Annotated in this window: 9 protein-coding genes and 1 pseudogene; 9 read left to right on the top strand and 1 reads right to left on the bottom strand. The window is 44.3% G+C overall.

Going from position 1 to position 14,363, the window contains the following annotated elements:
• The first annotated feature begins 25 nt into the window (after positions 1–25).
• The 8 genes and pseudogenes from JMY01_RS06800 (at position 26) to JMY01_RS06765 (ending at position 12,426) form a co-directional block, all read left to right on the top strand.
• Positions 26–3,037 carry a M48 family metalloprotease gene (locus JMY01_RS06800; RefSeq protein ID WP_201574856.1) on the top strand — a complete coding sequence of 1,004 codons (3,012 nt, stop codon included), beginning with the start codon at positions 26–28 and terminating at the stop codon, positions 3,035–3,037.
• Between the two features lie 123 nt (positions 3,038–3,160).
• Positions 3,161–4,081 carry a hypothetical protein gene (locus tag JMY01_RS06795; protein WP_201574855.1) on the top strand — a complete coding sequence of 307 codons (921 nt, stop codon included), beginning with the start codon at positions 3,161–3,163 and terminating at the stop codon, positions 4,079–4,081.
• Between the two features lie 343 nt (positions 4,082–4,424).
• Positions 4,425–5,532: pseudogene (gene serC / locus JMY01_RS06790) on the top strand (3-phosphoserine/phosphohydroxythreonine transaminase).
• Positions 5,533–5,822: 290 nt separating this feature from the next.
• Complete coding sequence (locus JMY01_RS06785; protein ID WP_201574854.1) at positions 5,823–7,655, top strand: extracellular solute-binding protein; 1,833 nt, start codon at positions 5,823–5,825, stop codon at positions 7,653–7,655.
• Between the two features lie 88 nt (positions 7,656–7,743).
• On the top strand, positions 7,744–8,523 hold the full coding sequence (gene gloB, locus JMY01_RS06780; RefSeq protein ID WP_201574853.1) for a hydroxyacylglutathione hydrolase: 780 nt from the start codon (positions 7,744–7,746) through the stop codon (positions 8,521–8,523).
• Between the two features lie 42 nt (positions 8,524–8,565).
• Entirely contained in the window at positions 8,566–9,636 is a 1,071-nt protein-coding gene (gene yejB / locus JMY01_RS06775) for a microcin C ABC transporter permease YejB (protein ID WP_201574852.1), read from the top strand.
• Positions 9,636–10,718 carry an ABC transporter permease gene (locus tag JMY01_RS06770; RefSeq protein WP_227677738.1) on the top strand — a complete coding sequence of 361 codons (1,083 nt, stop codon included), beginning with the start codon at positions 9,636–9,638 and terminating at the stop codon, positions 10,716–10,718. Before yejB ends, JMY01_RS06770 begins: the two co-directional genes overlap by 1 nt.
• Positions 10,719–10,824: 106 nt before the next feature.
• On the top strand, positions 10,825–12,426 hold the full coding sequence (locus tag JMY01_RS06765; RefSeq protein ID WP_227677997.1) for an ABC transporter ATP-binding protein: 1,602 nt from the start codon (positions 10,825–10,827) through the stop codon (positions 12,424–12,426).
• Positions 12,427–12,539: 113 nt separating this feature from the next.
• On the opposite strand, the gene folE is transcribed toward JMY01_RS06765, so the two are convergent.
• Positions 12,540–13,136 carry a GTP cyclohydrolase I FolE gene (gene folE / locus JMY01_RS06760; RefSeq protein ID WP_227677736.1) on the bottom strand — a complete coding sequence of 199 codons (597 nt, stop codon included), beginning with the start codon at positions 13,134–13,136 and terminating at the stop codon, positions 12,540–12,542.
• 356 nt (positions 13,137–13,492) lie between these two features.
• Between folE and JMY01_RS06755 the strand changes: the two genes are divergently transcribed.
• Entirely contained in the window at positions 13,493–14,299 is an 807-nt protein-coding gene (locus JMY01_RS06755) for an enoyl-ACP reductase (RefSeq protein WP_201574849.1), read from the top strand.
• Positions 14,300–14,363 lie beyond the last annotated feature (64 nt).

Below are 14,363 nucleotides of genomic sequence, written 5' to 3'. Positions count from 1 at the left end.
AGCTATCTTTAAGTCAGGCATATAGATGGATTTTTTTGGTGAACAGCGGACACGTACTCAGCGCAGCCTGTTGCTCTATGGGCTTTTTTTTCTCATCGTATTTGCACATATAGCAGTGGCGCTTGGGGTAATGGCGCTGCTGCTTACCCTATTTACTGGTGGTGTGTATTATTGGGCACTGGTACTGGTCATTGTTTGGACGTTGGCTAGCTTTATTGGTGGTAGCTTTTTAGAGTATCGCCGTTTAAAGGCCGGTGGTCGTGCTATTGCCCAGCGCGTGGGTGCGGTGCGTTTGTTTATCGATAACAGTCAGGACGCTTGGGAACACAGCAGCGGCGTCGCCCATCAGCATGAGTCTGTTGCCAAGGTTCGCTTTAGTGACCGTCATATAGCGGTACGTAATGAGCGAGATTTTCCGCCTGTTTATCGGCGTTACTATGAGATTGCCCAGCAGTTGGCTATTGCTTCAGGTTTGCGTATGCCGATTCTCTATGTGCTGCCTGATGAGCAAGGCATCAATGGCTTCGTCGCGGGTCGCCATAGTCAGGATATGGTGTTAGTCGTTACCCAAGGCGCGCTTGATAAGCTGTCTGATGAGGGGTTATATGGGCTTATAGGTCATGAATATGGTCATATCCTGCATGGCGATGCGACATTCAATTTGCAGCTAATGGTGGTATTGGCAGGCTTGCAGATAGTCTATGACTGGAGTGATCCTATCAGTAATAAAGCCTCTGGTTATAGTCGGCAAGGCAGTTATTTCGATGGCTCGATTGATAGCTCTTTCAATAGTGCTGTCAATCGAGACACGCCTTTGCCACAAAGCGCAATCGATAGTCGTGCACGCAGCACTGAGGCGCAGACAGCAAGCTTTACGAGCCATAGCGAATGGGTAGCATATTGGCACAGCCAGTCACAGAGACAGCAGTCATCAGCAAAAATTCAGTCGAGATGGCTAGAGAATAGACCTGTAATTGATCGGCAAGCACCGCGCAGTGTTTGGACATTGCTGTTACATGGGTTGAGCTTTTCGAGTATGGCAAGTGCTCAGCTCATTAAGCATAGCTTTAACCGTCAGCGTGAATTGCTCGCTGATGCGACTAGCGTGCAGCTGACACGCTCGCCTGCGATCATGGAAACCTTAAAAGCCATTCATCAAGACTCGCTTGGTTCACGCTTATCAAATATCGCTGATATTAACGGGCTGAGTCACTTCTTTTTTGCCAGCAGTGGGGCGGATCTGGGTGATGTTTCGTGGTTTGCTACGCATCCTAGCTTAAGCGAGCGCATGAGTGCCATCAATGCCAATGCTTATCATGACTTTGCCGTTCAGGTCGCAAGAGAGAAGCGCATAAATCAGCAAAAAATAAAAGAGATATATGAACAGCGTCGTCTTGGTGATTGGAGAGCAATAAAAGCAAATAGCCTAAGCAGAAATAAAGAAGCAATCACACCCCAATCTCATATATCTAAAGCTCACTCAACATCTGTTAATCATGCTGTTGATAATAATTTCATCGAAAATCCTAATGATATGACTGACAATGAAGTTTCAGCTTTTTCTACTGATGAATCTAGCAATGAATTAGAAATAGATGCAGGACTTGAATTTGTCGTAGAGGAAGATGTGGTTGTTGATGGGCGTTTGCAGGTAGCAGAAGATATTGGTACTTATCAGCTGTTAAAACCATGGATGGCAAAACCTGACAGCGATTTGCCATCAGCAGCTTTGATTAGTGTTGACGATATAAACAAAGTGACATTATCACAATATGTGCTCAATCACAGTCATCATCCATTAGGGGTGCAAGCACTAATAGAAGCCATCATGCTTTGTCATCAAGGACAGGCAATATCTACGACTGGCATGTATGATTTAAAAGATATTTGGCTTGGGCTTCCAAACGATAGAGTATTTGCTGCTGACACCAATGCTAATACTAAGATGAAGACTGTTACTTTCAGTAACCCTCAAGTTTTAGCGCATACGCTAGACCATAAATTATTAAAAATAATTGCAAATCTTGATAGACGTTTAGATAGTGCTTTGATTGCATTTTCTGTAAATAAACTACGCCAGCATAATTTATCAGAAAGCACCATTGATCAATTACGTCTAAAAAGCGAAACCAGTCATAGTAACCAAGCCCATCAACACTATGTAAAGCAGCAAAAATATCGTACGATGCTGTCGCGCTATCAACAAGGCTTAATTGAGTTGTTTGGGAAACAGCTATCAGCTGATCTGACCAAAAGTTTTTCTGATAACCTATCAGATGAAAAAAATTTAACAGGTGATGCTCAGTCAGTACCGACTCCTTTGAATAATGCGACAATATCAACTCCAGCGCAGCAAGCTTCACCAATTCTATCGTTATGGCAGGCGCTGCATTTACAGCAATTACTGCCAATATTTTCCGAAATTTTAAACGATAATGATGGAGACATACAGGCTGAATGGCAACCGCTATTACAGAGGGGTATGAGTGAGATATTTGCTCAGCTTGATCCTTCAGGACAGGTATTTAATGGCCTTAATGTGGCTAAGAGAGCTATAGTAACGTTGCTTGCATACCGGCTATCGAAAGACGTCAAAGGTCAAGTGATATCGACGTTAGATAGCTCAATACATGTGTCAGGGCTTGGCTATAATAACGACAGCGTTGCGCACTATATCGTCGATTTGCGCCGCCATGCGCGCTTGATTGATATTGATTTAACCGCGGTCAGTGATGCCAATTTGCAGTGGTTATTGTTAACCGCTCAAAGTCTAAATAGCGTTCAGCTATTGGCTATAATTAACGCTGTGCCTGCCCATCCTGCATCTATTGCTACGGACTCTATAATAGAGACTCAGGGCAAAGAGAATTATCCAGAGAGGCAACAAGAAAGCAGTCAAATAGACTATAATGAGTATCGACAATGGCTAAGTACATTGCATACCGTCATGTTACACGATACGATAATCAGTCAGGATGAATACGACTGCTTGATGGTACTCGCAGAGCGATGGCTAGGCGTTCGCGAGCTTTTTTGAATGCAGCTTAGTTGACACCTCAGAAGTCATTCAGCAGCTATGATGAATACTTTGGTTAAGCTGTCAAACTGATCAGCACATCTTTAAATGATTCAAACAAAATGAGCAAGGTAATAGAGACACATGAGTGATATCCAAGAACCGCTAATTGTATTGCAGCGCCGTATGCAGCAGCGCCAAATCCTAGCGATGGTGGGTATTGAGCAGTGGGTACAGCCGAATTCAGCGACGTTAAATATTACGGATATTGAGGCGACTGAAAGCGAGTTTGGCTTATCAAATCAAAGCGCCTCTAACCAAAATATTGCACAACCAAGCGTTGAAGCAGAAGTCGTGGCGCGTTTAAATCATAACTCTTTAGACAATGAATCAGCAGACTCTATACTGGATACAGAAAATACGCCTGCTAGCGATTATGGTGATATTCAGAGTTATAATGACGTTCAAGATATTAACGAGCATGCCAATGAGCAAAGCCCAGTAAGCTATAGATTTGACAGTACGACAAACCATGCATCGAACTCTCCAAGCAATAGCGACTCTCAAGATAGCTTACAACAAATACCACAAAACGTTGAGCAAGCGGTCACCCCTTTAATAGAAACAGTTACGACAACTTCCATTACGTCTATCAATCAAACGCATACCGCCGATATTAGCAATGACGATAGCTTTAAAAAAGTAGCACCGTTTGACTTACAAGGTGGTCGCTATGGCGATTGGGTAATTTTGGTTGATATCCAAGCACTTAATAATGACAGCCAAAAGCTATGGCAAAATATCACGCAAGCGTTATCAATCACCTGCGAGACAACTTCCTTTCCGATATGTGAGGGTATGGATACTGCCGAGCTTGCCAATGCCAGCCTTGCTGGATATGTGTTTAAAATTGGTCGCACTGAAGAAATAAAAGTTATGTCATTAACCGCGCTGCCTGATGACCTTGACCATCCTAAACTTACTGCAGTACCTACCTTGGATGAGATGCTCGCTGATAGTAACCTCAAGCATCAATTGTGGAAGCTGCTGTCGAGTCAGAGTTAAAGTTAAAGTTAAAGACTTACTTCTGCAAATGTTAAAAAGAAATTAAAAATTGTGATTAACAAAATAGAGATATAAATTATAGTGAGTCCTAAATAAAAAGAGTACAGCTTTTACAGCGTGCTACTGGGATAAATTTTCTTTGCTTGCTGTGCGACTCCGTCACTGTTCGATGCTGCATAACTGTATTTTAAAAGAAAGCATCCCAGTAGCACTGTATTTATTTTATAGTGGATCGACTATACCTTAAGGCGTTTTAAAGCTGAAGTTTGAAAACTTGGCTTCTAAACTTAGCTGTTAAAACTTATATAACCACGATGATTTCATCATATTTAGGATATTGATTATGACCAGTAAAGCCGCTCCTAACCGTGTACCTAATTTTTCAGCGGGACCCGCCACTATACCGACCGCAGTGCTAGAGCGTGCGCAAAGTGAGCTGCTTGATTGGCAGGGGCGCGGTATGTCGGTCATGGAAGTCAGTCACCGTAGTAAAGAATATGTCGCGATTACTGAAAGCCGAAGCTAAATTGCGCTCGTTAATGGATATTCCAGATAACTATAAGGTGCTATTTTTGCAAGGCGGTGCCAGCTTACAGTTCTCAGCGATACCATTGAACTTATTAAATGGTGGGCGCGGTGACTATCTGACTACCGGTGCATGGTCAGGTAAAGCGGTCAAAGAAGCCAAGCGCTATGCCAACTTAGGTCTTGGTGAGGTTAATGAGGTGGCAACGGGTAAGGACAGTAACTTTACAGACGTGCCGGCTCAAAGCGATTGGAACCTAAGCGAAGATGCTGCGTACTTCCACTACTGCGCCAATGAGACTATTCATGGTCTACAAATATTTGAGCCGCCACAAGTTGATGCGCCGATTATCGCTGATATGTCTTCTTGCATTTTGTCACAGCCAATTGACGTCTCCAAATTTGGCATGATTTACGCTGGCGCACAAAAAAACATCGGTCCAGCAGGGCTGATCATTGTGATTATTCGTGAAGACTTACTGGGGCAGGCAAGTGAATGGTGCCCGCTACTAATGAACTACGCGCATCAGGCTGAAAAAGAGTCGATGTCAAACACGCCAGCGACGTATTCTTGGTATTTGGCAGGGTTGGTGTTTGATTGGTTAGAAGAGCAGGGCGGCGTTGAGGCTATTTATAAAGTGAACAAGCAAAAAGCAGATTTGCTCTATAAGACAATCGATGACAGCAGCTTCTACAGTAATCCAGTTGATCCTAAATATCGCTCTATCATGAATGTGCCGTTTACGTTAGCTGACAGCAGCCTTGATAAAGTATTTTTAGAAGAGTCAGAAGCTGCAGGTTTGATGAATCTAAAAGGTCATCGTGATGTGGGCGGTATGCGTGCCAGTATCTATAATGCGGTGTCGCTAGATTGGGTACAGCAATTGGTTGACTTTATGATCGCGTTTGAAAAAAAGCACGCTTAAGTCAGCACAGGCTTTAAAACAAAAGACGCAGCTTTTATAAGCTGCGTCTTTTTTTATGGGCATTAGCGTTTTTTAAGCTAAATAATCTGTCATGTAGCAATCTTAACGCTGCAAACCATTAGGTTAAAAAACTGAAGTTTGTTATGATAAAATTTTGCAGTAGTTATGAGAGCTTATGATATGGCGTTTTTTCGTTTAGTTCTCATTTAAGATGCAATACACTTTCAGTCATTAGGTAAATTCTCCATATATCCATTTGGTTTAGCAGAGGGGTTTGTTATAACTTTATTATGATAAAAAATACCATGCTAAAAACTGTCCTGTTAGTGGCAGTTGTGAGTTGGATTCCAGCCAGTATCGCGGTGCCAATCACTACTACTGCGCTTGGTCATAATAGTACCACCGAGTATATTGACGTGCCCTTTATGCCCTACGCCAATCCAAATGCGCCGACAGGTGGCACGCTCTCGCTTGATGCACGTGGTACCTTTAATGCGGCCAATAAATGGATGATCACAGGCGTGGCGATGGTTGGTACGGACTATTTATATGATACCTTGATGACTGGCTCACTCAACGAAGCCTTTACCATGTATCCGCAGCTGGCAAGCAAGGTAACTTATGACCCTGATGACACCAGTTGGATTATCTATCATATTAATCCTGCCGCCCGCTTTTGGGATGGTTCAGCGGTAACCAGTCACGATGTCAAAGCCACTTATGATGCGATACTGAATAAAGGGCCGATGTATATTCGCAGCTATTTGGGCGATATCAAAGACATTGAAATTATTGATAAGCAACGAGTGAAGTTTGTCTTTGCTTCTGATGACAATAAAGAGATTCTATTAACAGTCGGGCAGTTTCCTGTTTTTGCCAAAACTTCTATCGATGCTGACTTTGAAAAAATTAGCTTAACGCCATTGATGGGTAGTGGACCTTATAAGCTCGGACGCGTTGATGCAGGACGCTCGGTCAGTTATATACGTGATCCTAATTATTGGGGGCGTGATTTGATGGTCAATCGCGGTCGTTATAACTTTGATATGATTAAGTTTGTCTATTATCAAAGTGATGAGATTGCTTTTGAGGGTTTTAAATCAGGGCAATATCGTTTCCGTCCGGAGAATAAAGCTTCTAATTGGGCAACCGGTTACAATTTCCCAGCCGTCAAAGCAGGTATGATTAATAAAGAAAGCATCAGCAGCGAAAATCCCGTACCGATGCAAGCACTCGTCATGAATATGCGTCGACCAATTTTTCAAGACATTCGCGTCCGCCAAGCATTGACCGCAGCTTATGACTTTGAATGGATGAACAAGACCTTATTTCATGGGCAGTATGAGCGTCTGCAAAGCTTTTTTCATGGTTCAGAGCTTGCCGCTACGGGTACGCCATCTGCTGCTGAGATGCAGGTGCTGAGTCCATTGCTATCGAAGCTTGAACCCGTTCAACGTCAAGCGGTGTTAGCAGAATGGCAACTGCCCACCAGTGATGGTAGTGGTTTTAATCGCGAAGGATTATTACAAGCCAGACAGCTATTGCTAGATGCAGGCTTTTACTATGAAGATATGCAGCTATATCAGCCTGATGGCGCGCTTGCTCAGATTGAGATTTTGATGACGGGCGAAACCATGGGGCGTGTATTACTACCTTATATTCGAAATTTAAAACGCTTAGGGTTCGATGCGACTCTCCGCCAAGTGGATGGTCCGCAATATTACGAGCGTGTGCGCCGTTTTGATTATGATATGGTGGTTGATGTATTTGCCCAGAGTCTATCGCCTGGTGCTGAGCAAGCGGCATTTTGGGGTAGCGCGGCGGCTGATCAACCCGGTAATAGAAATACAGCCGGTATCAAAAACACAGCCGTCGATGAAATAACAGCTGCGCTTGCAAATGCTGAAAATCGAGACGAGATTGTTTTATATACTCAGGTGCTAGATCGTCTGCTGCGTGCTGGTCATTATGTCGTACCCTTGTATGGCAAGTCTGGCACCAATGTTGCCTATTGGGATCAGTATCGTCATACTGAAAAACTACCAACCAATGCCGTCGGTATCGACTATTGGTGGGTTGATAAAGAAGCCGAAGCACGCATCAACAAATATTTAAGACAGTAACGGATGGTGGTTTTTGATTTCAGGGCTTTATTAAAGTTTTGAAATCAAAAACATTAGCAATAAAGATAACTACTGGTAAGGACTTAATATGAGTATTCGTATTCACCCGATTAAAGCGTTCAATGATAACTACATTTGGACATTAATTAATGAGAATAACAAGCAAGTGATTGTCATTGATCCGGGTCAAGCTGAGCCAGTCATTGCTTATTTAGAAGAAAATGAGTTGGAGCTGACTTCGATTTGGACCACTCATCATCATCATGATCATATCGGCGGCGTCGCAGAGCTACAAGAATCTTATCCGATGACGCATCTGGTCGCACACAGTGAGCATACGGTAGATGAAGATCAAACTATTAAAGATGGTAGTACGGTAAGTGCTTGGGGCTGCTCCGCGCAAGTTTGGGATGTGTCAGGTCACACCGCCAGTCACATGGCTTATATACTAGATATCGATGGTAGTAAGCATTGTTTTTGCGGGGATACCTTGTTTAGTGCGGGCTGTGGACGTGTGTTTACTGGGACAATTGAGCAGTTGCATGAGAGCTTTAAGCGTTTAAATGGCTTACCAGCTGAGACGCAACTTTACCCAGCTCACGAATATACTGCCAGCAATCTACGCTTCGGCCTATCTATTGAGCCTGCTAATGAAGCGATGCAGCAAGCATTGGCGAAAGCTGAAGAGAAAACCGCACAAGGTATTCCAACATTACCTGTGACCTTAGAACATGAGCGTGCGATAAACGTGTTTTTACGGACGCAAGAGCCAAGCGTGACTGCAGGTGTGAAGTCCAAAGTGACTATCGATGATGAGAAGTCTTTGACTGTATTTGCCGCTTTACGTGAGCTTAAAAATAACTTCTAAACGCTCAGTTGTCATACCTGTTTATACTAGGAAGCTGCCATTATGGGTCGTTATATCTTAAAAAGATTGCTACTGATATTACCGACGCTATTTTTGATATTGCTGGCAAACTTTGTGATTGTCCAAGCAGCGCCTGGTGGTCCTGTTGAGCAGCAACTGGCGCTTATTGAGCAAGGTGCAAAAGACAGTGTGCTCGGTGGTAATATCGGCGCGGGCAGTGCAGGCGGCAACGATAGCACTTATCAAGGTACTCGCGGTCTATCTGAAGAGATGGTTGCGGCAATTAATGCCCAATACGGCTTTGACAAGTCAGCCCCTGAGCGCTTTTGGCTAATGCTGAAGAACTATGCCCAGTTAGATTTTGGTGAGTCGTTTTTTAAAGGTCAGACGGTGACCGACCTGATTATAGAGAAACTACCCGTATCGATATCGCTTGGGCTTTGGAGTACGCTGCTGATTTATATGATCGCCATTCCATTGGGGGTCTATAAGGCCATGCATTATGGCTCAGGGATTGATAAATTCACTGCTATGTTACTTGCCATTGGCCATGCGATACCCGTCTTTGTATTTGCCGTCATACTCTTGGTATTTTTTGCGGGCGGTAGCTACTGGAACATTTTTCCACTGCAAGGATTAACTTCTGAAAACTTTGATCAGTTAAGTGTACTTGGTAAAGTGAAGGATTACTTTTGGCATCTGGCATTACCGCTGCTGGCGAGTACCGTTGGTGGTTTTGCAGGCTTAACCTATTTGACCAAGTTTAGCTTTCTAGAAGAGCTGGGTAAGCAATACGTGCTAACTGCGCGAGCCAAAGGCTTAGGTGAACGTCAGGTTCTATATGGTCATGTCTTTCGTAATGCGATGCTGATTATCATCGCTGGCATTCCAGCGGCCATCGTTGGGATTTTCTTTGCTGGTAACTTCCTCATTGAGATTATCTTTAAGCTTGATGGCTTAGGGCTGTTAGGTTTCGAAGCCATTCAGCAGCGCGATTATCCAGTGATATTTGGTACGCTATTTATCTTTACCTTGGTGGGACTGTTATTACAGTTAATCAGTGATTTAAGTTATCACTTAATTGATCCTCGTATTGATTTTGAGGGGCGCTAATGTCAAGCCATCCATTACCTTCAACGTCCTCAACCGCATCTTCTATTCCACTAGAAAAAAAACCTCGCCTAAATCCTATTTGGCAAGCGCGCCTAAATCGCTTCCGCCATAATCGTCTTGGGGTGATATCGCTGTTTGTTTTTTTGGCGATATTTGTTATTTGTATGGCAGCCAATGTGATTGCCAATGACAAGCCGCTACTGGTGCAGTATCAAGGCGATTACTATTTTCCAGTGTTGAAAGCCTATCCTGAGACGACTTTTGGCGGGGTATTTGAGACCGAAACCAATTACAAAGACCCTGCGGTGCAAACGCTGATTAATGATCAGGGTTATTATGTGATGCCGCTCATTCCCTTTGCCGACCAGACGCCAAACGTTGAGTTGGGTATTCTCTATCCGGCCGCACCTAATAGCCAGAATTGGCTGGGTACTGATGATATGGGTCGTGATGTGCTGGCGCGCATACTTTATGGCATGCGCGTATCTTTATTGTTCGGTCTGGCACTGACGCTGGCGGGCGCATTGATTGGCATCATCGTCGGTGCGATACAAGGGTATTATGGTGGCTGGGTAGATTTGGCAGGGCAGCGTTTCATGGAAGTGTGGGGCGGTATGCCGCAGCTGTTTATGATTATTATTTTGGTTAGCTTGTTTAGCCCTAGTATCTTTATGCTGTTTGCGATGATGCTGTTATTTGGTTGGATGGGGCTGGTCGGTTTGGTACGGGCGGAGTTTTTACGGGCGCGTAATTTTGATTATGTCCGTGCTGCTCGTAACCTTGGCGTTTCGGACAGTCAAATCATGCTCAGGCACATCTTGCCCAATGCGTTAGCCTCAAGCTTGTCCCAATTGCCATTTATCCTAACCGCTAATATCATTGCTTTAACAGCGCTAGACTTCTTGGGTTATGGGCTGCCGCCTGGGTCACCGTCACTGGGTGAGCTAATGGTACAAGGAAAAAATAACCTCGATGCGCCTTGGTTGGCATTATCTGGATTTTTTAGTTTAACTTTTATTTTATCGTTGCTTATCTTCGTTGGCGAAGCGCTACGTGATGCCTTTGATCCGAGGCGCTCTTAATATGACAACCACGATAACCACTACTACCACAAAAACGGCTATTGGGCACAATAAGTCTTTGGATGACAGTCATAGCAGCACACGCAGCAAGGTACAAAGCAAGCTAATGTTGACAGTCGATACGCTTAGTATTGTCACGGCTACAGGCGCGGTTTTGGTCGACAAGCTATCTTATGAGCTTAGGCAAGGGCAAACGCTAGCCATCGTTGGTGAGTCGGGCTCTGGCAAATCGATTGCCAGTCTTGCACTGTTGGGCTTGCTGCCAAATAGCTTGACCGTTACTGGTGAAGTGCAGTTAGCAGATGCGACAGGAATGGCTACATTGCCGATAAGCAATCACAAAACACGTGATGCTGGGCTACGCTCTATCCGTGGTCAACGCATCGGTATGGTATTTCAAGAGCCGATGACGGCGCTCAATCCATTACATACGGTTGCCAAGCAAATCGCTGAATCACTACGTCTCAGTGGTGTAGCCAAAAAGCAATGGCGAGAGAAAAGTATCGCTTTGCTAGATGATGTCAATATTAGCGACCCTGCTGATAAGCTGAATCGCTATCCGCATGAGCTATCGGGTGGTCAACGCCAGCGGGTGATGATTGCCATGGCATTGGCACAACAGCCAGATATTTTAATCGCTGATGAGCCAACCACCGCGCTTGATGTCACCTTGCAGCATGACATTCTTGCGCTGCTCAATGACCTTAAGCGTGAGCACAAGATGGCGATGATACTTATCAGCCATGATCTCAATTTGGTTAGACGCTACAGTGATGAAGTCATCGTTATGCGTCAAGGGCACACTATTGAGCAGGGGAAAACTGCAGATGTGTTTAGTCAGCCTAAAGCCGACTATACTCGCTCGCTTATTAAGCAAGACTTTGGGCTGGCGCTAAGTTTATTCGCTAATAGCAGTGAGCAACCAACCGTATTGCAAGTGAGTAACCTACAAGTGCAGTTTCCTATAGAGAAAAGTCTATTTGGCGGTACCAAACGCTGGTTCGATGCGGTAAAAAATGTCGATATGACCCTGCAAAAAGGGCAGGCGCTGGGTATCATTGGTGAGTCAGGCTCTGGAAAAACCACGATTGCCCTTGCGCTAAGTCAATTGCTCAGCAATCAAGCGCGTATCGGTGGCCAGATAATGGTTAATGGGCAAGATATCTCGGCATTATCAAAACGTGAGCTGCGTACCTTTCGCTCGCAGATTCAAATGGTATTTCAAGATCCCTTCGCCAGTATTAACCCGCGTATGACGGTCATGCAGATAGTCGAGGAAGGATTGCTCGTGCAAGGTGTTGCTAAGGCAGCACGCCAGCAGGCAGTAATGGATAGTCTGGCGACCGTGCACCTGCCTGCTGAGTTTGCGCAGCGTTATCCTCATGAGCTATCGGGTGGGCAGCGTCAGCGGGTGGCGCTTGCACGCGCACTTATTATGCAGCCAAGTCTACTGATATTAGATGAGCCAACTTCTGCACTTGATAGCACTACACAAGTCACAGTGGTCAGCTTGCTACGTGAAATTCAGGAAAAAATGCAAATTAGTTATGTATTTATCAGTCATGATTTAAAAGTAGTCCGCGCGTTATGTCAGCATATTATGGTGCTAAAAGAAGGCGCGTGCATTGAGTATGGTCGTACTGAAAAGGTTTTTAATAACCCAGAACATCCATATGCTCAGCAGTTATTGCAGGCGAGTATAATATAGCCTAAGTAAAAACTTGTTATAAATTCTCACCATATAATCAACAAAAAAGGACGCTTAGGCGTCCTTTTTCATATTTCTTAATGTGTTTGTCTTAACTATCAGGTAATAGATCCTTAAAACGCTGGTTGACGCTTAGGGACTGCATTTAAAAACTCATTGCGCGCTTGATTGTCATGAACAAACTCGCCTAGCATGGCCGTACTACGGGTGGTTGAATGTTGCTTGTTGACACCGCGCATCATCATGCACATATGGGCAGCATCCATGATGACAGCGACGCCGCGACAGTCTGTCACATCCATGATGGCCTGTGCTACTTGTTCGCTCAGGTTTTCTTGAATCTGTAGACGACGGGCAAACATATCGACGATACGGGCAAATTTCGATAAGCCCAATACTTGTCCATTGGGCAAATAGCCAATATGGGCAACGCCATGAAAAGGTAGCATGTGGTGTTCACACAATGAATAAAATTCAATGTTTTGTACCAAAACCAATTCACGGTTAGTCGATGGGAATACCGCCTCATTGACGACTTCATCCAAGTTTTGATGATAGCCTTGAGTCAGATGTGCAAATGCTTTTGCCGCCCGCATAGGCGTATCTACAAGACCGGGACGCGCCAAGTCTTCGCCAGTTGAGGCGATCAGCTGACGATAAGATTCGATGCTTTCTTGATAATCTGATGTTCTTATTGGGGTGTTACTCATAAGTTTGGCAGCCATCCAAAATGTGGGTATAGCTTAACGCTAAATCCTAAGGATCTGTTAGATAATCAAACAGACCCTAGTTATAAACAAAGGTTATAAAGGATTTTAGCAAAAATGTGCAAGCTGGGAAGGGCTGTGATTATACTTGAAATTTACCCAGTTTAATACTGCTAAGCCTAATGTTAAGCATTTAACCTAGCGCTAAAAATGCCTTAAAATGGTATTAGTTTACGACTGTTTACTTAATTTGATTCGTGTATAATGAATCATCTGATTATTTTGCTGCCATTAAGCAGTGTTTATTTATCATCTCGAATGTATTTTGCATGCATCCGATCGGTCAACAAGGAAATATTATGCTACTGCAAGGACAACGCTTTGTCGTCACTGGTATCGCCAGCAAACTTTCTATCGCATGGGCCATTGCCGAAGCGCTGCATCGCGAAGGCGCCTCTTTAATCCTAACCTATCCCAACGACAAAATTAAAAAGCGCGTCGATATGGCAGCTGAGCAGTTCGAAGCGGATCTTGTGCTTGAGTGTGACGTCGCATCTGATGACTCTATAGCTGCTTGCTTTGAGCAAGTTAGCAAGCATTGGGGTGATGGTATCGATGGTGTGGTACATGCGATTGGCTTTGCACCCATGGATCAGCTTGATGGCGACTTTACCAGTGCGACGACCCGCGAAGGCAGTCAGATTGCGCATGATATCTCTAGCTATAGCTTTGTGGCATTGGCCAAAGCCGCGCGCGAGCTGCTTGCCATGCGTAATGGCTCTATGTTGACCTTGACCTATGAAGGTAGTATTTCAGTATTACCCAACTATAATGTCATGGGCATGGCCAAAGCCAGCTTGGAAGCCAGTGTGCGTTATTTAGCGACTTCATTGGGCGGTGAAGGTATTCGTGTGAATGCCATTTCAGCTGGCCCTATCCGCACGCTTGCCGCAAGTGGTATTAAGTCATTCCGTAAGATGCTGGATATCAGCGAAAAAATAGCACCACTGCAGCGTAATATTACTCAGACAGAAGTAGGTAATGCCGCATTATTCCTATTATCACCATGGGCTTCTGGTATTACTGGTGAGATTATGTTCGTGGATGCAGGTTTTAATACGGTTGCTATTAGTGAGCAGCTAATGATGCTCGATGAACCTAAGTAAAGATGCTCCGTAATGATGCTGCATCATAAGTTTTGATCATAAACGATATAACTTAAAATATAAC

Origin of the sequence: Psychrobacter sp. H8-1 (assembly GCF_904846575.1) — a bacterium.
GTDB lineage: Bacteria > Pseudomonadota > Gammaproteobacteria > Pseudomonadales > Moraxellaceae > Psychrobacter > Psychrobacter fulvigenes.
This window is presented reverse-complemented; position numbering and strand designations above follow the sequence as displayed.